Raw genomic sequence first — 21,480 nt, forward strand, 5'->3', positions numbered from 1 at the left:
ACCGATTTCGACGATCCGGGGCGGTGCGGGGGTTCCGTCTGAGTGGCCAGGCGAGCAAGAGAACCGGCCACCTTCAGCTCCTTTCGCTGCTGGTCCCCGTTGACCTTTCCTGCCCGGTTGACCTTTTCGCGGGGGCTATTCCATGACCGATCTCGCAGGCATGACCACCCTTCCCTACGACCAGCGGACCGAGGCGTTCCTCGAATACGTGGACCGCGGCCGGGCCGCGGGCCCGGTCGCCAAGAGCGAACAGCCCGGGGTGTGGGAGGTGTTCGGCTACGACGAGGCACTCCAGGTGCTCGGTGACTTCCGGACCTTCTCCAGTGACATGAACGACCTGATCCCGGAGGACGAACGGGAGCTGGCCGGTGCCGCCCAGGGCAACTTCCTCGGCGTCGACCCGCCGCACCACACCCAGATGCGCGAACTGGTGCGGCGCGCGTTCACCCCCAACGTCATCGCCCGCCTCGAACCGGTCATCGCCGAGACGGCGAACCAACTGCTGGACGGGATCGAGCTGTCGGCCGACGGCAGCGGCACCTTCGACGTCGTGGCCGACTTCGCCGCCCCGCTGACCGCCCGGGTGATCGCGAAGCTCTTCGGCATCCCGGAGAAGGACCACGGACTGTTCACGGTCTGGGCGGACGCGCTGCTCGGCGCCCGGCCCGCCGGCGAGCTCGGCAAGGCCGACGAGTCCGCGGTGCGCGAACTCGGCGAGCTGGTCCGCTTCGCCTCCGCGTACCTGCTCGGCATCATCGACGAGCGCCGCGCGAAGCCCGAGGACGACCTGATCACCGCCCTCACCACGGCGGAGGTCGACGGACGCTCCCTGAGCGACCACGAAATCGTCGGTGTCATCGGCATGTTCGTGATCGCCGGACACCTGCCGTCCTCCGTGCTCGTCGGCAACACCGTCATGAGCCTGGACAGCCACCCCGACGTCCTCGCCGAGGTCCGCTCCGACCTCGGCCTGCTGCCCGACGTCATCGAGGAGGTGCTGCGCTGGCGTTCCCCCCTGGTCCGGGACCAGCGGGTCGCGGCGTGCGACACCGAACTCGGCGGCGAGCACATCCCGGCCGGCGCCATGGTGTGCGTCTGGCTGGCGTCCGCCCACCGCGACGCCACCCGGTTCGAGCGGGCCGAGGAGTTCGACATCCGCCGGTCCGACCGGAGCCGGCACGTCGCCTTCGGCAAGGGCATCCACTTCTGCCTGGGAGCGCCCCTGGCTCGCATGGAGGCCCGCATCGCGCTCACCGCCCTGCTGGAGCGGTTCGAGCGCATCGAGGTGCCGGCCGACTCGGACATCCGGTTCCACCCGTCGATCGGCGTCCTCGGTCCGGTACGGCTGCCGGTCGCCGTGCACGGCAGCAGCACCCCCGCCGGCTGACCCCGCCCGGGCCGGTCGTCACCCCGAGCACGACCGGCCCGGCCCGGTCGCAGACCCACCGCCCCCGTGCTCAACCATGCCGTCCTCAGCGAGGAATCCCGATGGCGAATGCCAGGCCCGCCCACCCGCACCCGCTCAGCCCCGCGTACGTCATCTACACCTCCGGCTCGACCGGAGTGCCCAAGGGCACGGTGATCCCGGGCGAGAACCTCGTCAACCTGCTGACGGACTTCCGGCAGCGGCTCGCCTTCGGCCCTGACGACCGCCTGCTCGCCGTCACCACGTTCGGCTTCGACATCGCCAACCTGGAACTGCTGCTGCCCCTGCTGTCCGGCGGCGAGCTGGTCCTCGCGGCACAGGACGACGCCCACGACCCGCAGGCGCTCAAGCAGCTCGTCGCCGACGCCGGGGTGACGGCCGTCCAGGCCACCCCCACCCTGTGGCGCAGCATGCTGGACCACGGGTCGGACGGCCTGACGGGGCTGAAGGTGCTCGTCGGCGGCGAGGCGCTGCCCGAGGGCCTGGCCCGGGAGCTGGGCGAGGCGGCGGCCGAGGTCACCAACGTCTACGGCCCCACCGAAACCACGATCTGGTCGACGGCCGCCGCCGTCGAACCCGGGCTGCCCGGGCGTCCCCCCATCGGCCGCCCGCTCGCGAACACCCGCACGTACGTGCTCGACCCCGCGCTGCGCCCCGCGCCCACCGGCGCCACCGGCGAGCTGTACATCGCGGGCGCCGGCGTGGCCCGCGGGTACCTCCACCGCCCCGGCACGACCGCCGAACGCTTCGTGGCGGACCCCTTCGGCCCGCCCGGCTCCCGGATGTACCGCACCGGGGACCTGGCCCGCTGGCGCGACGACGGCAGCCTGGAGTACCTCGGCCGGACCGACGGCCAGGTCAAGGTCCGGGGCTACCGGATCGAACTCGGCGAGGTCGAACACGCGCTGACCGACCACCCCGAGGTCTCCCAGGCCGCCGTCGTCGTCCGCGACACCGGCTCCGGCGGGCCGGTCCTGGCCGCCTACGCCGTGCCCGTACCCGGCGGTGCGCCGGACCCGGCCGCCCTGCGGGACCACCTCGCCCGCCGGCTGCCCGGCCACATGGTCCCCACCGTCCTGACCGTGCTCGACGCGCTGCCCCTGACCCCCAACGGCAAGCTGGACCGCAAGGCGCTGCCCGGCCCCGACCTCGGCACGGCCGGGGCCGGGCGCAGGCCCCGCACGCCGCAGGAGGAGATCCTCTGCGAGCTGTTCGCCGAGGTCCTGGACGTGGCCCGGGTCGGCCTGGACGACGACTTCTTCCAGCACGGCGGCCACTCCCTGCTCGCCACCCGCCTGGTGAACGCCATGCGTTCGCGGCTGCGCGTGGAGATCCCGGTGCGCACCCTCTTCGAGGCGCCCACCGTCGCCGCCCTCGCGGCCCGGATCGCCGGCTCCGCCGACGCGCGCAGGCCCCTCGCCCCCGCCGAACGGCCGGCCCGGATCCCGCTGTCCTTCGGGCAGCGCAGGCTCTGGTTCATCAACCGGCTGGCGGACGACGGCTCCGCCTACCACATGCAGAGCGTCCTGCGGCTGCGCGGCGGGCTGGACCGCACCGCGCTGGCGGAGGCCGTCGCCGACGTCGCCGCCCGCCACGAGGCCCTGCGCACCGTCTTCCCCGAGGTCGACGGCGAGCCCCACCAGCTCGTCCTGGACCCTGAGCAGGCCCGCCCCGTCCTGACCGTGACGGAGAGCAGCGAGGCGGACCTCCCCGGACAGCTGCGCGCCGCCGCGGCCGCCCCCTTCGACCTCACCCGTGAACCGCCCCTGCGCGCCCACCTGTTCGCGCTGTCGCCGACCGAGCACGTCCTGCTGGTCGTCCAGCACCACATCGCCGCCGACGGCTGGTCCCTGACGGTGCTCGCCCGCGACCTCGGCACGGCCTACCGGGCGAGGAGCCTCGGACAGCAGCCCGGCTGGCGCCCGCTCCCGGTCCAGTACGCGGACTACACGCTGTGGCAGCGCGAGGTCCTCGGCGCGGACGACGACCCGGCGAGCGTCATCGCGACGCAGACCGGCTACTGGCGGGAGGCGCTGCGCGCCCTGCCCGAGCAGACCGTCCTGCCGACGGACCGGCCGCGCCCCGCCGAGGCCGACTTCCGGGGCGAGACGGTCGGCCTCGCCCTGGACGGCGAGCTCCACCGGCAGCTGCTCGACCTCGCCCACCGGCACAACGCCAGCCTCTTCATGGTGCTCCAGGCCGCGCTGGCCGCGCTGTGCACCCGGCTCGGCGCGGGCACCGACATCCCGATCGGCTCGCCCATCTCGGGGCGGACGGACGCCGCCGTCGAGGACCTGATCGGCTTCTTCGTCAACACCCTGGTGCTGCGCACCCGCACCTCGGGCGACCCGCGCTTCACCGAGCTGTTGACCGCCGTCCGGGACGACGCCCTGGCCGCCTACGCCCACCAGGACCTGCCCTTCGAACGCCTGGTCGAGGTCCTCAAGCCGGAGCGGTCGCTCTCCCAGCACCCGCTCTTCCAGGTCTTCCTCGCGCTGCAGAACACCCCCGACGCCGACATCCGCTTCGACGGCCTGGACGTGACCCTGGCCGAGGAGCCGCTGCCGTCGGCCAAGTTCGACCTGGCGTTCAACCTCGCCGAGCGCTTCCGCGAGGGCCGGGTGCCCGACGGCGTCCACGGCACCGTCGAGTACCGCACGGACCTCTTCGACCGCGCCACCGTGGAGGGCGTCGTCGAGCGGCTGACCCGCTTCCTGCGGGCCGTCGCGGCCGACCCGCGCCGGCGGATCGGGGCCGTGGAGATCCTCGGCGAGGACGAACGCCGCCGACTGCTCACCGGCTCCCCCGCGCCGGCCCGCTCCACCGGGGACCTGCTGCACGTGCGGTTCTCCCGCACGGCCGCGGCGCGCCCCGACCACGTCGCCCTGCGCGCCGGGGACCGGGAGCTCACCTACCGGGAAGTGGACCGACGGGCCGACGCCCTGGCCCACGCCCTGATCGCCCGGGGTGTCGGACCGGAGAGCCCCGTCGCCGTCCTCCTGGAGCGCTCCCCGGAACTGGTCGTGGCGATGCTCGCCGTGTGGAAGGCCGGCGGGGTCTGCGTCCCGCTGCACGAGGCCTACCCGGCGGAACGACTCGAATGGGTCATGACGGACACCGCGGCGTCCGTGCTGCTGACGGACCGGGCCATGCTCGCCCGGGAGTTCCGCCACGAGGCGCAGGTCGTCGTGGTGGAGGCGGACCGGGTGCCGGAGGAGTCCGCCGGGGCGGCCCCCGACCTGCCCGTCCACCCCGACCGGCTCGCCACCATCATGTACACCTCCGGCTCCACCGGACTGCCCAAGGGCGTCGCCGTCGCACACCGCGACGTGGTGGCCCTCGTGGACGACCCGTGCTGGGCCACCGGCAACCACGAGCGCGTGCTCATGCACGCCCCCTACGCCTTCGACATCAGCCACTACGAGCTCTGGGTGCCGCTGCTGGCCGGCAACGAGGTGGTGCTCGCCCCGCCCGGACCGCTCGACACCGCCGCCCTCGCCCGGCTGATCGAGACCGAGAAGATCACCGCCGTGCACGTCACCGCCGGGCTCCTGCGGGTCGTGGCCGAGGACGCACCCGAATGCCTCGCCACCGTCCGCGAGGTGCTCACCGGCGGCGACGTCGTCTCGCCGGTGGCCGTCCAACGCGTCCTCGACCACGCGCCCGGGGCGGTCGTGCGCCAGCTCTACGGGCCCACCGAGATGACACTGTGCGCCACCCACCACGAGGTGCGGTCGCCCTTCACGGCCGACGTCCGGGTGCCGCTCGGACGTCCGCTGGCCGGCACCCGGGTCTACGTGCTGGACGAATGGCTGCGGCCCGTCCCTCCGGGGGTGACCGGAGAGGTCTGGCTGGCCGGGGCCGGCCTCGCCCGCGGCTACCTCAACCGGCCCGGCCTCACCGCCGAGCGGTTCGTCGCCGACCCCTGGGGCGAGCCCGGCAGCCGGATGTACCGCACCGGCGATCTCGCACGCTGGAACGGCAGTTGGCAGCTGGAGTTCATGGGCCGCGGCGACGACCAGGTCAAGATCCGCGGCTTCCGGGTGGAGCCGGGGGAGGTCGCCGCGACGCTGGCGGACCACCCCGAGGTCTCCGAGGCCGAGGTGGTGGCACGCATCGACCACCGCGGCGAACGGCAGCTGGTGGCCTACGTCGTCGCGGGCGGCCTGCGGTCCGCCGAGCGCGAGGCCGGAGCCGTCCGGCACGTCGCCGAGTGGCGGCAGATCTACGACGGCATGTACGACGGCGCCCGGTCCGCCGCCTTCGGCTCGGACTTCTCCGGCTGGGAGAGCAGCTACGACGGCGAGCCCATCCCGCTGGACGAGATGAGCGAGTGGCGCCGGTCCACCGTCGAGCGGATCCGCGCGCTGCGCCCGCGCCACGTGCTGGAAGTCGGGGTGGGCAGCGGCCTGATCCTGTCCCAGCTGTACGCCGAGTGCGAGTCGTACTGGGCGACCGACTTCTCCGAGCAGGCGATCCGCACCCTGCGCGCCCACCTGGGATCCCACCCCTCCGTGCGGCTGAGCACCCAGGCCGCCGACGACCTCACCGGGCTGCCCACCGGGCATTTCGACACGATCGTCCTCAACTCGGTCGTGCAGTACTTCCCCGACGCCGACTACCTGCGGCGGACACTGATCGCACTCACCACCCTGCTGGCCCCCGGCGGTTCGCTGTTCGTCGGCGACGTGCGCAACCTGGACCTGCTCCACACCTTCCACGCCGCCATCGAGCTGGCGCGCGCCGACGACGGGGAGGACGCGGCGGCGCTGCTGCGCCGGGCCCGGCGCCGGGCGGAGCGGGAGAAGGAGCTCCTGGTGGCGCCCGCCTTCTTCCACCGGTTCGCCCGGACCGCCGACGGCCTCGCCGGCGCCGACGTCCGCGTCAAGCGCGGCCGCGCCCACAACGAACTGACCCGCTACCGCTACGACGTCGTGCTGCACGGCACCGCGGACACGCCGGCGCCGCCGCTCGCGGCGACCACCCTGCGCTGGGGCCGGGACGTCACCGACCTGGCGGCGCTGCGGGACCGGCTTTCGCAGGAGCGCCCGGCGGGCCTCCGGGTGACCGGGGTGCCGGACGGCCGTACCGGGCAGGAGGCGGCGGCCGCTGCGGCCCTGTACGCCGGCGAGCCCCTCGACCGGGTGCGAGCCCGGTCGGCGGAGGCGACCGGGGTCGACCCGGCCCTGCTGTACGACCTGGGCGAGGGGCTCGGCTACCGCACGGCCGTCACCTGGGCGCCGTCCGGCCCCGGCGACCTGCTCGACGTGCTCTTCGTCGACGCCGCCCGGCCCGCCGGCCCGCTCGCGGCCGCCGACCGGAGCGAGCCCGCCGCCGAGGACGACGAGGACGAGGCGGCCTGCCACACCAACGCGCCGCTCCGGTTCCAGCAGGCCGGGCGGCTCGCCAAGGAGCTCCGCTCCCACCTCGGCGAGCGGCTGCCGGCGTACATGGTCCCGGCGGCGTTCATGGTGCTGGACCGCCTTCCGGTCACCCCGAACGGCAAGCTCGACCGCGCGGCCCTCCCGGAGCCCGATCCGCAGGAGCAGGCCGGTTCGGGCGCCCCGCGAACCGCGCGCGAGGAGACGCTCTGCGCGCTGTTCGCCGACGTGCTCGGACTGCCCCGGGCGGGCATCGAGGACGACTTCTTCCAGCTGGGCGGGCACTCCCTGCTGGCCATCCGTCTGGTCAACGCGATCCGCTCCGCGTTCGGTGCCGAACTGGACGTGCGGACGGTGTTCGAGGCCCCCACCGTCGCGGCCCTCGCGGAGCGGCTCGACCGGGCGGCCCCGGCGCTGACCCCGCTGGTCCCGATGGACCGGCCCGACCCGCTGCCGGTGTCGTTCGCCCAGCGCAGGCTGTGGTTCCTGAACCGGTTGGAGGAACACGGCGGCGCCTACAACATCCCCGTCGCCCTGCGACTGTCCGGCCCGGTGCACGAGGCCGAACTGCGGCGGGCCCTGCACGACCTGGTGGAACGGCACGAGTCGCTGCGCACGGTCTTCGCCGAAGCGGACGGCGAGCCGGTCCAGCGGATCCTGGCCGCGGACCGGGCCCGTCCCGGCCTCGCCGTGGTCGACACCGACGCCGCCTCGCTCGACCAGGCGCTCCTGGCCGAGGCCGGCCGCGGCCACGACCTCGGCACCGAGCTGCCGCTGCGGGCGACGCTCTTCCGGCTGTCGCCGACCGAACACGTGCTGCTCGTGGTGCTGCACCACATCGCGGGCGACGGCTGGTCGATGGACCCGCTGGCCCACGACCTCGGCACGGCCTACGCGGCACGGCTGGCCGGCCGGGCCCCGGAGTTCCCGCCCCTGCCCGTCCAGTACGCCGACTACGCGCTGTGGCAGCGCGCGGTGCTCGGCGACGAGCAGGACCCGGACAGCCGGATCAGCGGCCAACTCGCCTACTGGCGGAGCAGGCTGGCCGACCTGCCGGAGGGCCTGGAACTGCCGACCGACCGGCCCCGTCCGCCCGAGTTCAGCTACCGGGGGGCGGAGGTGCCCTTCCGGCTGCCGGCCGAGCTGCACGCGGACCTCCTCGCGCTGGCCCGGGAGCACGGCGCCACCCTCTTCATGGTCCTGCACGCCGCCCTCGCGGCGCTGCTGACCAGGCTGGGCGCCGGCACGGACCTCCCGATCGGCACCCCGGTCGCCGGACGCGCCGACGCCGCGCTGGAGCGGCTCGTCGGATTCTTCGTCAACACCCTGGTCCTGCGCACCGACACCAGCGGCAACCCGGCCTTCGGTGACCTGCTCCGGCAAGTGGCCGAGGCCGACCTGGAGGCCTACGCACACCAGGACGTCCCGTTCGAACGGCTGGTGGAAGTGCTGGCGCCGCCGCGGTCGCTGGCGCGGCACCCGCTGTTCCAGGTGATGCTCGCCCTGCAGCCCGAGGGCGCCGAGGCGGTGGCCCTGCCCGGGCTGCGGGTCACCGGGCAGCCGATCCCGCAGCGGACGGCCAAGTTCGACCTCGACGTCCAGCTGCGCGAGACCCGCTCGGCGGACGGCGAGCCGTCCGGTGTCGAGGGCACCCTGGGCTACTGCGCGGACCTGTTCGACGAGGCCGGCGCCGCCGCCCTGGCCGAGCGCCTGATCCGGTTCCTGCGGGCGGTGGCCGGGGACCCGGCCCTGCCGATCGGGGACGTCGACATCCTGACCCCGCAGGAGCGCCCCCGGCCCACCGACGCCCGGTCGGCCCGGTCGGCGCCGGTCGAGCCGGTGCCCCTCCGGTTCGAGGCGCAGGCCCGGCGCACGCCGCTGGCGCCCGCGGTCAGCTGCGCGGGCAGCACGCTGTCCTACGCCGAACTCGACGCCGAGTCCAACCGGTTGGCCCGACACCTGATCGCCGTCGGCGCCGGTCCGGAGCAGGTGGTCGCCGTGGCGCTGCCGCGTTCGGAGCGGATGCTGGTCGCGGTGCTCGCGGTGCTGAAGTCCGGTGCGGCGTACCTCCCGGTGGACCGTGGCCAGCCGGCCGAGCGGATCGCCTTCGTCTGCGCCGACGCCCGGCCGGTCCTGGTGATCACCGAGGGGGAGACGCCGGCGGGGATCCCCGACGCGTCCGCACTGCCCCCGGTCCGGCTGGACGACCCCGGGGTCCGGGCCGCCCTGGCCGCCACCCCCGCCGACGCCCTCTCCCCCGAGGAGCGGGGCGCGGCGCTCACGGCGGACTCCCCCGCGTACGTCATCCACACCTCCGGCTCCACCGGGCGGCCCAAGGGTGTCGTGGTCCCCCACGGCAGCATGGCCCGGCTGCTGGAGTGGGCGGCGGACCGGTTCGGTGCCGACGGCCTGGCGAACGTCCTGGCCGCCACCTCGCTCTCCTTCGACGTCTCGGTGTTCGAGCTGTTCGCGCCGCTGCTGACCGGCGGTCACGTCGAGGTCGTGCGCGACCTGCTGGAACTCGCCGAGCGGCCCTGGTCGGGCACCCTGGTCAGCGGCGTGCCGTCGGTGTTCGCCGCCCTGCTCGCCGGGGGCGAGGCCACCTTCTCCGCCGGGACCGTGGTGATGGCCGGCGAGGCACTGCCCGAACACCTCGTCCGGGAGGTGCGCCGCCTGCTGCCCGGCACGCGGCTGGCCAACATCTACGGCCCGACCGAGGCGACCGTCTACGCGACCGCCTGGTTCTCGGACGACGAGGGCGCCGACGCGGCGACGGGCGCTCCGCCCATCGGGCGGCCCCTGCCGCACGTGCGCGCCCACGTCCTCGACGAGCGGCTGCAACCGGTCGCCACCGGCGTCCGCGGCGAGCTGTACCTGGCGGGCGAGGGCCTGGCCCGCGGCTACCTCCGCCGCCCCGCGCTGACCGCCGAGCGGTTCGTCGCCGACCCCTTCGGCGGGCCGGGCGCCCGGATGTACCGGACCGGTGACCTGGTGCGCCGCCGCCCGGACGGCAGCCTGGACTACCTCGGCCGCACGGACGACCAGGTCAAGGTGCGCGGCTTCCGGATCGAACTCGGCGAGATCGAGAACGTCCTGACCCGCCACCCGGCGGTGGCGGCAGCTGCGGTCACCGCCGTGGCCGACCCGGGCGGCGGCCGCCGCCTGGTGGCCCACGTGGCCCTGCGCCCGGACGGCGGCGCGACCTCCGCGTCGATCGCCGCGCACGCCGCCGCGGCGCTGCCGGAGTACATGGTGCCCGTCGCGTTCGTCCTGCTGGACGCACTGCCCGTGAACGCCAACGGCAAGCTCGACCGCGCCGCCCTCCCGGCCCCGGACCTCGGTGCCCGCACCACGGGCGGCCGGGCGCGCGACCCCCGCGAGGAGCTGATGGGCGACCTGTTCGCCCGGGTGCTCGCGGTGCCCTCGGTCGGCCCCGACGACGGCTTCTTCCGGCTCGGCGGACACAGCCTGCTGGCCACCCGGCTCGTCAACGCCGTCCGCTCCGCGTTCGGGGTCGAACTGCCGCTGCGCGCGGTCTTCGAGACGCCGACGCCGGCCGGCCTGGCGTCCCGGCTGGACGCGGCCGACACCGCCCGCCCGGCCCTCGTCCCCGCCGAACGCCCCGCGGTGGTCCCGCTGTCGTACGCCCAGCAGCGGCTGTGGTTCCTCGACCGCCTCGACGGCGACTCGGGGGCGTACAACATCCCGCTGGCCCTACGGCTGTCCGGAGAGCTCGACCCGGCGGCCCTGGGTGCCGCGCTGCGGGACGTGGTGGAACGGCACGAGGCCCTGCGGACGGTCTTCCCGGACCGGAACGGCGTCCCCCGGCAACGGGTCCTCGGGGCCGGCGACGGCCCGCCCGACCCCGTCCCGGTGGCGGTCACCCCCGCGGAGCTGCCCGCCGCGCTGTCCGCCGCGAGCCGCACCGGCTTCGACCTGGCCACGGAACCGCCGCTGCGCACCGTGCTGTTCCGGATCTCGCCGACCGAGCACGTCCTGCTCCTGGTCCTGCACCACATCGCCGGCGACGGTTCCTCGTACGCCCCGCTCGCCCGGGACCTCACCGCCGCCTACCGGGCCCGCTCGGCGGGCCGGCCCCCGGCGTGGGAACCGCTGCCCGTCCAGTACGCGGACTACACGCTCTGGCAGCGGCGGCTGCTCGGCACGGAGGACGACCCGGACAGCTCCATCGCCCGCCAGCTCGCCCACTGGCGGCAGGCCCTGGCGGACCTGCCGGAGGAGCTGACGCTGCCCGTCGACCGCCCGCGTCCCGCCGTGCCCGGCCACCGGGGCGGCCTGGTACCGCTCGACGTGGACGCGCAGCTGCACCGGAAGCTGACCGAGCTGTCCCGGCGCGAGGGCGTCACCACCTTCATGGTCTTCCAGGCCGCGCTCGCCACGCTGCTCACCCGGCTGGGCGCCGGGACGGACATCCCGATCGGCAGCCCGCTGGCGGGCCGCGTCGACCAGGCGCTCGACCAGCTGGTGGGCTTCTTCGCCAACACCGTCGTGCTGCGCACCGACACCTCCGGCGATCCGGACTTCGTCACGCTGCTCCACCGGGTCCGCACCACCGCGCTCGCCGCCTACGCCCACCAGGACGTGCCGTTCGAGCGACTGGTCGAGGTGCTGAGCCCGACCCGCTCGGTGTCCCGGCACCCGCTGTTCCAGGTCCTGCTGGTGCTGCAGAACACCGAGGCCCCCCGGTTCGACCTGGACGGCCTGACCGTCACCCACCCGGAGGTCGACCCCGGGACGGCCAGGTTCGACCTCGACGTCTCGCTCGGTGAGACGCACACGCCGGACGGCCTGGCAGCGGGCGTCCGAGGCGGCATCCGGTACAACGCGGACCTGTTCGACGAGGCCACCGTGGCAGCGCTGGCCGACCGCCTGGTCGCCCTGCTGGCCGCCGTGGCGGACGACCCGCGGGCGCCGATCGGATCCCTGGACGTGCTGCTGCCGCACGAGCACCGTGACATCGAGCAGTGGTCCGCCGCCCCGGAACCGCCCGTGCCCGCCCGGACGATGCCGGAGCTGTTCCACCAGCAGGTGGCGCGCACCCCGGACGCCACGGCGCTGCGCTCCGGCGACGACACGCTCACGTACGCCGAGCTGAACCGCCGGGCCAACCGGCTGGCGCACCACCTCCGTTCGCTGGGCGTGGGCCCGGAGAGCACCGTGGCGCTGCTGCTGCCCCGCTCCCCCGCGCAGGTGACCTCGGTGCTGGCCGTGCTCAAGGCCGGCGGTGCCTTCCTGCCGGTGGACCCGGACTACCCGGCCCAGCGGATCCGGCACATGCTGGCGGACGCCCGGCCGTCCCTGGTGCTCACCCTGGGCTCCATGGCCGGCCGGCTGCCGGAACCCGCAGCCGCGGTGGTCCTCGACGACCCGCTCACCGGGCGGACGATCGACGCGGCACCGGACACCGACCCGGGCGACCGGGACCGCACCGCCCCGCTGCTGACCGCCCATCCCGCGTACGTCATCCACACCTCGGGCTCCACCGGGCGCCCGAACGGGGTGGTGGTGACCCACGAGGGCATCGCCAACCTGGCCGCGCGTCAGATCGAGCGGTTCCGGGTCGCCCCCGGGGACCGGGTGCTGCAGTTCGCCTCGCCGAGCTTCGATGCCGCCTTCTCCGAACTGTGCACGGCACTGCTGTCCGGTGCCGAACTGGTGCTGGCCACCAAGGAGGAACTGACACCGGGCCGCCCACTGGTCCGGTCGATCGCCCGGCACCGCATCACCCACGTGACCCTGCCGCCCGTGGTGCTGTCCGTCCTGCCCCCCGACGGGCTGGCGACCGTCCGCACCCTGGCCGTCGCCGGGGACGCGATGCCCGCCGACGCGGTGCGCCGGTGGGGCTCCGGGCGGCACCTGATCAACGCGTACGGGCCGACCGAGGCGACCGTCTGCGCCACCATGAGCGAGCCGCTGACCGGCGCGGACCGCCCGTCGATCGGGCGTCCCATCGGCGGCACGGCCGTCCGGGTCCTCGACGACGGGCTGCGGCCCGTGCCGCCCGGAACGGCCGGTGAGCTGTACGTGACCGGTCCCAATCTGGCCCGGGGCTACGTCGGCCGCCCCGGGCTGACCGCGCAGCGCTTCCTGCCCGATCCGTTCGGCCCACCGGGCTCGCGCATGTACCGCACCGGTGACCTCGTCCGCTGGGACACCGAGGGCCGGCTGCACTTCCTCGGCCGCGCCGACCACCAGCTCTCGGTACGGGGGTTCCGGGTGGAACCGGGCGAGATCGAGGCCGCGCTGCTCGACCACCCGGCCGTCACCCAGGCCGTGGTCACCCTCCGCGAGGACGACCGGGGCGAACCACGGCTGATCGCCTACGCCGTCCCCCACGACGGCGACGCACCGGATCCGGCCGCGCTGCGCGCGCACGCCGCCGACCTGCTCCCCGGCCACATGGTCCCCGCCGCGGTGATCGTCCTGGAGGCACTGCCGGTCACCCCGAACGGGAAACTGGACCGGGCCGCCCTGCCGGAGCCGGCCTTCTTCGGAGAGCCGGACCGCGCGGCGCGCAGCCCGCGCGAAGCCGTCCTGCGCGAACTGTTCGCGGAGGTGCTCGGCGCTCCCGACCTCGGGGTCCACGACAGCTTCTTCGACGTCGGCGGCCACTCCATGCTGGCGGCCCGGCTGATCGACCGGGTCCACACCGTCATGGGCCTCGACCTCGGGCTGCGGCTGCTGTTCGAAGCGCCGTCGGTCGCGGAGCTGGCCGCCGCCCTGGACGGTGCGCAGGCGCGGACCCGACGCGGCGGCGACTGGGACGTCCTGCTGCCGCTGCGGCCCGGCGGCGACGGGGCACCGGTGTTCTGCGTCCACCCGGCCGCCGGCCTCGGCTGGTCGTTCGCCGGACTCGCCCGCCACCTGGACGCCCGGCACCCGCTGTACGCCCTGCAGTCCCCGGGCCTGGTCGGCGGGCCCGAGAGCCTCCCGCCGACGGTGGCCGACACGGCGGCCGCGTACGTCGCCGAGATCCGGCGGGTCGCCCCGCACGGCCCGTACCACCTGCTCGGCTGGTCGGCGGGCGGGCTGATCGCCCACGAGATGGCCGTGCAGCTCCAGGCGGCCGGTGAAGAGGTGGGCCTGCTCGCGGTGCTGGACGGCTATCCGTTGGGGGACCTCGCCCCGGTCGCCGCGCCGTCGCCCGAGGAGGTCGCCGAGGCCGTGCACCGGGAGACCGCCGGTCTGCAGCTCGACCACCGGGTGCGGGACAACCTGGCGTCCGTGTACCTGGGCGTGGCCCGGGCCGCCCGGGAGTTCACCCCCGGCGTCTTCCGCGGCGAACTGCTGCACTTCGCCGCCGCTCACCGCCCGGACCGGCACCGGCTCGCCGCGGACCTCTGGCAGCCGCACGTCGGGGGCCCGCTGCGACGGCACGAAGTCGCCTGCGGACACGAGGAGATGACCGCACCGCAGGCTCTCGACACGATCGGCCCGGCCCTCGCGGCCCGGCTCGGGGAACTCCCCGCATCCGCACGACACACGGAGGGAAACGACTCATGACCAATCCGTTCGAGGACGACAGCGCCACCTACCTCGTTCTGCGCAACACCGAGGGCCAGTACTCGCTGTGGCCCTCCTTCGCCGAGGTGCCGGCCGGCTGGGAGACCGTCCGCGGTCCGGCCGACCGCCAGGCCTGCCTGGACCATGTGGCGGAGCACTGGACCGACATGCGCCCCGTCAGCCTGATCGCGGCCATGGACCGCGCCGCCACGAATGGGAGCGCCACGCCGTGAACAGCCACCGGAGCCGGAACCACTTCGACGACCTGACCGTCGACCACGTCAGGCTCTGCGTCGTCGACCTCGACGCCCGGACCGCCGAGTTCGTCCGCGGCTTCGGGCTGACACCCGCGGACGCCGCGGACCTGCCGGGTGAGGACCGCACCGCCGTCCTCACCCGGGGGGAGATCCGCCTGGTGCTGAGCAGTCCCCTGAACGACGAGCACCCGGACGCCGACTACACCAGGCGCCACGGCGACGGCGTCTCGGACATCGCGCTGGGCACCGCCGACGCCGCGGGCGCCTTCGCCGAGGCGGTCCGGCGAGGCGCGCGTCCGCTCGCCGAGCCGGTCCGCCGGGGCGGGGTCGTCACCGCGTCCGTGGCCGGATTCGGCGACGTGGCCCACACCTTCGTCCAGCGGGCCGCGGCCCGCCCGTCCGTCGACGCGGCGGCGACCGACACCGGGCTGCGGCACGTGGACCACTTCGCCGTGTGCGTGGAGGCCGGCGCGCTCGACGCGACCGTGGAGTTCTACCAGCGGGTCCTGGACTTCCGGATGATCTTCGAGGAGCGGGTCCTCGTCGGTTCGCAGGCCATGAACTCCAAGGTGGTGCAGAGCCGTTCGGGCCTGGTCACGCTGACCGTCATCGAGCCTGACACCACCCGCGACCCGGGGCAGATCGACGGGTTCCTCAAGAACCACGGCGGCGCCGGCGTCCAGCACGTCGCCTTCACCACCGACGACATCGTGCGCTCCGTCACGACGATGCGGTCCGCCGGCGTCGCGTTCCTCGACACCCCCGACGCGTACTACGGCCGGCTCCCCGAGCGGCTGGCACTGTCCCGCCACTCGCCCGAACAGCTCGGCGAGCTGCGCATCCTGGCCGACGAGGACCACGCCGGACAGCTGTACCAGATCTTCACCCAGTCCACCCACCCGCAGCGGACGCTGTTCTTCGAGGTGATCGAACGCGCGGGAGCCACCACCTTCGGCAGCGGCAACATCCGCGCGCTGTACGAGGCCGTGGCGGCGGAGGAGGAGTGATGACCGGCACGGAACACCCGGCCCTCGCGGCGCCACCCGGCCTGGCCGACCTGAGGCGCGCGGCGCACGCCGCCACGGCGCCCGAGGTGTGGGACTTCGTCGAGGGGGGCAGCGGGTGGGAGACGACGCTGTCCGCGAACCGGGCCGCCTTCGACGGGGTCTCACTCGTGCCCCGGGTGATGACCGGCGCGGGCTCCGCCGACTGCGGCGGGCGGCTGCTGGGCTCCGACGTCGCCGCGCCGCTGCTCGTCGCCCCCATGGCCTACCAGCGCCTGCTGCATCCGGACGGCGAACTCGCCACGGCCCGGGCCGCCCGCGAAGCGGGGGTGCCCTTCGTCCTCAGCACCCTCAGCAGCCACTCCGTCGAAGCGGTGGTCGAGACCGGCGCGGACGTGTGGTTCCAGCTGTACTGGCTGCGCGAGCGCCAGGCGCGGGAGGAACTCGTGGCCGGGGCCGAACGGCTCGGCTGCCGGGCCCTGGTGGTGACCGTGGACGTCCCGGTCATGGGCCGGCGCTGGCGGGACGTGACGAACGGGTTCACGCTGCCCCCGCACGTCCGGGCCGCGCTGCTCGGTCCCGGACTCGACGACCTGGCGCACCGCCCGGCGTCGGGGGTGTCCGCGGTGGCCGCCCACACCCGGTCGCTCTTCCGTGTCCCGAGCCTGTCGGAGCTGGAGCAGCTGCGCCGGCGCACGGAACTCCCCCTCGTGGTCAAGGGGATCCTGGACCCGCAGGACGCCCGACGGGCCGTGGAGTGCGGCGCCGACGCCGTGGTGGTGTCCAACCACGGCGGGCGCCAGCTCGACGGCGCCGTCCCCGCCGTCGCCCAACTGCCCGCAGTGGTCGAGGCGGTCGGCGGGCAGTGCGACGTCCTGCTGGACAGCGGGGTGCGCACCGGCACGGACGTCCTGCGCGCCCTGGCCCTCGGCGCGGCCGGCGTGCTCCTGGGACGGCCCGTCCTGTGGGGCCTCGCCGCCGACGGCGAGAAGGGGGTCGCCCGGGTGCTGTCCGTCGTCCGCGACGAGCTGCGCGAGAGCATGCTCATCGCCGGCTGCGCCGACCTGGCCGCCGCCGCCCGGCTCCGTACCCGCCGCTGGGGGCAGGGTGACTGACCAGCACCGCGCGGCCCCGGTCGGCGCGGACCCGAGCCCCGCCGGCCCGGACAGCCTCGCCCCGGACCGCTTCGACCTGCAACTCCCCGACCTGCACGCCTCGTTGGAGGACCCGGCACTCGCCTCCATGACCTTTCTCAACGAGGTCACCTCGCGCTACCCGGACGCCCTCTCCTTCGCCCCGGGCCGGCCGACCGAGGAGCACTTCGACGTCCGGTCGGTGCACCGCCGGCTGGAGAGGTTCTGCGACCACCTGTCGACGGACCTCGGCTACGGCCCCGCCGAGGTGAACCGCACCCTGTGCCAGTACGGCCGGACCAGCGGCATCGTGCACGACCTCATCGCCCGTCACCTGGAGGTGGACGAGGGGATGCGGGTCGATCCGGAGTCGATCGTCGTCACCGTCGGCTGCCAGGAGGCCATGTTCCTGGCCCTGCGCAGTCTGCGCAGGGACGAGCGCGACGTCGTCCTGGCCGTGTCACCGACCTACGTCGGGCTGACCGGCGCGGCCCGGCTGGTCGATCTGCCGGTGGTGCCGGTGGCGAGCGGCACCACCGGCATCGACCTGGCGGACCTGGCCGCGAAGCTGCGCCTGCTCCGCGAGCGCGGCCTGCGCCCCCGCGGCTGCTACGTCGTACCGGACTTCGCGAACCCCTCCGGGCTGCGCCTGGACCTCGCGACCCGCCACGACCTGCTCGACCTGGCCGCCCGGGAGGGGATCCTCCTGCTGGAGGACAACCCGTACGGGATGTTCCACGACGGTTCGGGGCGGCTTCCGACCCTGAAGGCACTCGACACCCGCCGGACGGTGGTGTACTTCGGTTCGTTCGCGAAGACCGTTCTCCCCGGCGCCCGGGTGGGCTACCTGGTCGCCGATCAGCGGGTCCGGGACGCCCAGGGGCGGATCGGCGGATTCGCCGAGCAGCTCTCCCGGATCAAGAGCATGGTCACCGTGAACACCTCACCCGTCTCGCAGGCCGTCGTCGGGGGCGCCCTGCTGGAGAACGATTTCAGCCTGGCCCGCGGGACCTCCCGCGAACGGGACACCTACCAGCGCAATATGGCGCACATTCTGCGCGGCCTGGAATCACGGTTCCGGCGGTGCCCGGACGTTTCCTGGAACACTCCGCACGGCGGTTTCTTCGTCGTCGTCACCGTGCCGTTCACCGTCGACGACGAATTGCTCGAACGATCCGGCCGGGCGTTCGGAGTGCTCTGGACCCCGATGTCGCATTTCTACGACGGGAAAGAGGGGAGGAACCAGCTCCGGCTGTCCTGCAGTTCGCTCTCCGGCGAACAGCTGGAAGAAGGCCTGAACAGGCTTGCGACCCTTTTCGCCGACCGGGGTGTCGGTCCGTGTTGACAGGGACGCCGACCCGGTGCCTGACTGTAGTAGCGTGAGTACGAATAGGACAGTCGGGAGTCGAGTTGTTACGTTGTGAAGGCGTCGGCAAGCGGTACGGCACGGGGCGGTGGATCCTCAGCGATGTGGACATGAAGGTCTCCGCCGGCGACGTCGTCGCGGTGGTGGGCACCAACGGTTCCGGGAAGTCGACCCTGCTGAGAATCCTCGCCGGACTGTCGCGGCCCACCTCCGGCACGGTGTCGGGCCGACCGGCGGTCATCGGGTACGTACCGGACCGCTTCACGGCGCACGAGCGCATGTCGTCGGTCTCCTACCTCACCCACATGGGACGCATCCGGGGCATGTCGACCTCCGCCGCCCGCGCCCGCGGCGGCGACCTGCTGACGCGGCTCGCCCTCGTGGGCGGCCCGGACGCGCCGCTGCGCACACTCTCCAAGGGCAACGCGCAGAAGGTCGCGCTGGCCCAGGCCCTGCTCGTCCGGCCCGACCTGCTGGTCCTCGACGAGCCGTGGTCGGGCCTGGACGCCTCGGCGCACGGCGTCCTGGGCGAGTTCATCGACGACGTGGCCGCCGACGGCGGGGCGGTGGTCTTCACCGACCACCGCGAGGCCATCACCGAGACGCACGCCCGCAGCGCCTACGCCATCACCGACGGCCGGGTCACCCGGCGGGGCGGCCATCGGGCCGGGGCCCCCGCCCCGATGGCCGAACTGGTCCTGACCGTGCCCGCCGACGGCGCCGTACCGGCCGAGGTGGACTGGTACGCCCTGCCGGGTGTGGCGGACGCCGCCCGGCGCGGCCGGCACGTCGTCCTGCGGGTGGCCCGGGAGCACTCGGACACCGTCCTGCTGACGGCACTGCAGCACCGCTGGTCGGTGGACGCCGTGGCCGGGGTCGGGAGTGCTTCCGGGAACGCCGCCGGGGCCGACGCCCCGCGGACCGACGCAGGGAGTGCCGCCCGGTGATCGCCCTGGTCCGCTACCTGTTCACGATCCTGCTGCTCTCCCAGCGCTACCTCGCCCCGCTGCTCCTGTTCGTCGGCCTGGCCGCCGTGCTGACCAGCAGCGACAGCGGGCCGCTCCCCGCCACCTACTCCGCAGTGGCCGGAGCCATGCTGCTGAGCTCCGCCTGGCTCACCATGGCGCTGCTCGGCCTGGAGGACCCGCCGCACCGCGCGATCGTGGTCGTCGGCGCGGGCAGCCACCTGCGGGTCCTGCTCGGCTCGGTCGCGACCACCGCCTCGTGGTGCCTGCTGCTGACCGGGGCCGGCCTCGTCCTGCCGCTGGTGTTCGGGACCCACACCCTGCACCCCGCCGACCTCGTGCTCGGGACGGAGGCCCAACTCGTCTGCGCCTTCACCGGCATGGCCGTCGGACTGCTCTGCTCGCGCCTGGTGTTCCGGCGGCAGGGCTACGCGCTCGTCGCAGCCCTGGTGCTGCTGCTCGCCTCCCTGCTCGGCAAGGGCGTGTCCCCGGTCAACCTCCTGCTGACCGACCTCCAGCACGCGTCGAAGTCGGCGGACGTCCTGGGTTCCACGGGCGTCCTGGTCGGCGCCGCCGCGGCGCTGCTCGCGGCGGGAGCGGCGGCCACCCACGCGATCACCGTCAGGAAGAGCTGAGAGCCGGGCCCGTCGCCGCCGGTGCGCCCCGCACCGGCGGCGACGGGCTCCCTCAGTCCGCGGCCCGCGCCGCCACCACCGTGCCCGCGGCGCCCTCCGCACCCGGGATCGCCCGCACCGAACGCAGCTCGGAACGGAACAGCACGACCGCCGCGGCCACCGACGCCAACCCGGTCAGCACCAGCGCCCACCCGGTGCCGGCCTCCGGGCCCACGGCGCCGCCCAGGACATCGGCGGCCACCCCGCCCAGCAGGGCGCCCAGCGGCATCGCGCAGAAGTTGACGGTCCGGGACGTCGCGTGCACCCTGCCCAGCAGGTCCGGCCTGGTCACCGACTGCCGCAGGGTGGTGATCGTGGCGTTCCACACCGGCACCCACACCGAAGCCGAGGCCCCGACCACCACCAGCGTCGGCACCGCCGGCAGCCACAGGGCCAGCGGGGCCGCCGCCCACACCGCGCCGGAGGCACAGGCGGCGACGAGGGTGGTCCCGAGACCGAACCGGGCCAGCAGCCGGTCCGCCATCCACGCGCCCCCCACCCCGCCGAGGCCCACGAGAGTGAAGAGCACCCCGACCGTCCCGGGCGGGAGCCCGAGCGTGCGGTAGGCGAAGAGCAGCGACACCGTGGAGGCGGCCGCGTTCCCCAGGTTCCTCACCACGGCGGCCACCGTCGCGGGACGCAGCAGCGGGTGCCGCCACAGCGCCACGACGCCCTCCCGCATCTCGGCGAACATCGAGGCCCCCGGCTGCCGGGGCGGCGCCGGCGGCTCCGGCGTCCGAAGGCTCATCAGCGTCACCACCGGTACGACGAACGTGGCGGCGATCACCGCCAGCGCCGTCGTGCCGGAGAGGAACTGGCCCAGCAGGCCGCCCAGGGCCGGCGCGCCGAGCATCGCGAGCGAGGTGGACACCTCCAGCCTGGCGTTCGCCCGCGGCAGCATGTCCCGTGGCAGCAGGGTCGGCAGGTGCGACTGGTTGGCGACGTCGTACAGGACGCCGAACGAACCGGCGACGAGGGCCGCCGCACACAGCTGCGCCATGCCCAGCGCCCCGGCGGCGGCGGCCAGGGGAATCGCGGCGAGCGCCAGCATCGTCCCCACGGTCGCCAGCATCATGGCCGGCCTGCGCCGCCGACGGTCCATCACGACACCGGCGAAGAGAGCCAGGACCGGGTAGGGAGCGGTGCCCGCCGCGTTCAGCAGGCCGACGCCCAGGTCGGACGCGTGGAACAGGACGATGGCGGTGGTGGGAAAGAGGAAGATCGCCACCTGGTGGCCCATGACGCTCGCGGTCTGGCCCAGCCAGTACCAGCGGAAATCGCGCCGGGCCGCCCGGTTCGTCGGCCCGGCGGTGCGCTCCCGCTCGACGGCCGCCGCACGTTCCGCGTGGGCCTCGCTTTCCGCCCTCCGTGCCCCGGTCATTTTCCTCCCCCGTCCCGGTCGGCTCCCACCGACACGTCCGGGCAATTGAAACACGCGCATTCCGGGGCGTCGACCGGGTCACGTGAATGCGGATAAACAAGTGGACCACCTCGGAGGATGAGGGTCCGATTCCTGTCCCGGGCACCGGATCAGGATCTCGGCCCGGTCCCGGAACCCGTTGTGACAATTTCCGACCGACCGGACGGGAGAACGTGCAGGTCCGGCGAAATCGCTTGACGCCCGATCGGCGCTGGGGTAAATGCTCGCGCATCACACGAACCGTCTGACAGGTGGTCCACCACCTCCGGGGCAGGGGCTTCGAACCCCGGATCGGACCGGCAACCACGAAAAGCGGGGACAGGCCCGACA

General features: G+C 74.4%; 9 protein-coding genes. 8 read left to right on the plus strand and 1 reads right to left on the minus strand.

Annotated features, from left to right (window positions below; translation table 11 throughout):
• Positions 1–142 precede the first annotated feature (142 nt).
• The 8 genes from ACIRST_RS26350 (at position 143) to ACIRST_RS26385 (ending at position 19,691) form a co-directional block, all read left to right on the plus strand.
• Positions 143–1,387 (plus strand): cytochrome P450, encoded by a 1,245-nt coding sequence (locus ACIRST_RS26350; protein ID WP_350525338.1) that lies wholly within the window; start codon positions 143–145, stop codon positions 1,385–1,387.
• Between the two features lie 95 nt (positions 1,388–1,482).
• The gene (locus ACIRST_RS26355; RefSeq protein WP_402804815.1) at positions 1,483–14,331 is read left to right on the plus strand and encodes an amino acid adenylation domain-containing protein; all 12,849 of its coding nucleotides are present in this window, start codon (positions 1,483–1,485) and stop codon (positions 14,329–14,331) included.
• Complete coding sequence (locus ACIRST_RS26360) at positions 14,328–14,564, plus strand: MbtH family protein (RefSeq protein WP_350525339.1); 237 nt, start codon at positions 14,328–14,330, stop codon at positions 14,562–14,564. Before ACIRST_RS26355 ends, ACIRST_RS26360 begins: the two co-directional genes overlap by 4 nt.
• The gene (hppD, locus tag ACIRST_RS26365) at positions 14,561–15,595 is read left to right on the plus strand and encodes a 4-hydroxyphenylpyruvate dioxygenase (RefSeq protein ID WP_402804804.1); all 1,035 of its coding nucleotides are present in this window, start codon (positions 14,561–14,563) and stop codon (positions 15,593–15,595) included. Before ACIRST_RS26360 ends, hppD begins: the two co-directional genes overlap by 4 nt.
• Entirely contained in the window at positions 15,595–16,707 is a 1,113-nt protein-coding gene (locus ACIRST_RS26370) for an alpha-hydroxy acid oxidase (protein ID WP_402804806.1), read from the plus strand. Before hppD ends, ACIRST_RS26370 begins: the two co-directional genes overlap by 1 nt.
• Positions 16,700–18,070, plus strand: a complete 1,371-nt coding sequence (locus tag ACIRST_RS26375; protein ID WP_402804808.1) for a PLP-dependent aminotransferase family protein — start codon at positions 16,700–16,702, stop codon at positions 18,068–18,070. The genes ACIRST_RS26370 and ACIRST_RS26375 overlap by 8 nt, the downstream gene beginning before the upstream one ends.
• 125 nt (positions 18,071–18,195) lie before the next feature.
• Complete coding sequence (locus ACIRST_RS26380) at positions 18,196–19,038, plus strand: ATP-binding cassette domain-containing protein (protein ID WP_402804810.1); 843 nt, start codon at positions 18,196–18,198, stop codon at positions 19,036–19,038.
• The gene (locus ACIRST_RS26385) at positions 19,035–19,691 is read left to right on the plus strand and encodes a hypothetical protein (RefSeq protein ID WP_350525343.1); all 657 of its coding nucleotides are present in this window, start codon (positions 19,035–19,037) and stop codon (positions 19,689–19,691) included. The genes ACIRST_RS26380 and ACIRST_RS26385 overlap by 4 nt, the downstream gene beginning before the upstream one ends.
• A 52-nt stretch (positions 19,692–19,743) precedes the next feature.
• On the opposite strand, the gene ACIRST_RS26390 is transcribed toward ACIRST_RS26385, so the two are convergent.
• A complete protein-coding gene (locus tag ACIRST_RS26390; protein ID WP_350525344.1) occupies positions 19,744–21,111 on the minus strand; it encodes an MFS transporter in 1,368 nt (455 codons plus the stop codon).
• Positions 21,112–21,480: the final 369 nt, after the last annotated feature.

The sequence above is a fragment of the Kitasatospora sp. NPDC101447 genome (genome assembly GCF_044767225.1).
In the GTDB taxonomy this organism is placed as follows: Bacteria; Actinomycetota; Actinomycetes; order Streptomycetales; family Streptomycetaceae; genus Kitasatospora.

What these genes read in the sequence shown, in the direction of transcription:
- ACIRST_RS26350 (WP_350525338.1), top strand. Translation starts at nt 143, where the DNA reads ATGACCGATCTCGCAGGCATGACCACCCTTCCCTACGACCAGCGGACC.
- ACIRST_RS26360 (WP_350525339.1), top strand. Translation starts at nt 14,328, where the DNA reads ATGACCAATCCGTTCGAGGACGACAGCGCCACCTACCTCGTTCTGCGC.
- ACIRST_RS26370 (WP_402804806.1), top strand. Translation starts at nt 15,595, where the DNA reads ATGACCGGCACGGAACACCCGGCCCTCGCGGCGCCACCCGGCCTGGCC.
- ACIRST_RS26390 (WP_350525344.1), bottom strand. Translation starts at nt 21,111, where the DNA reads ATGACCGGGGCACGGAGGGCGGAAAGCGAGGCCCACGCGGAACGTGCG.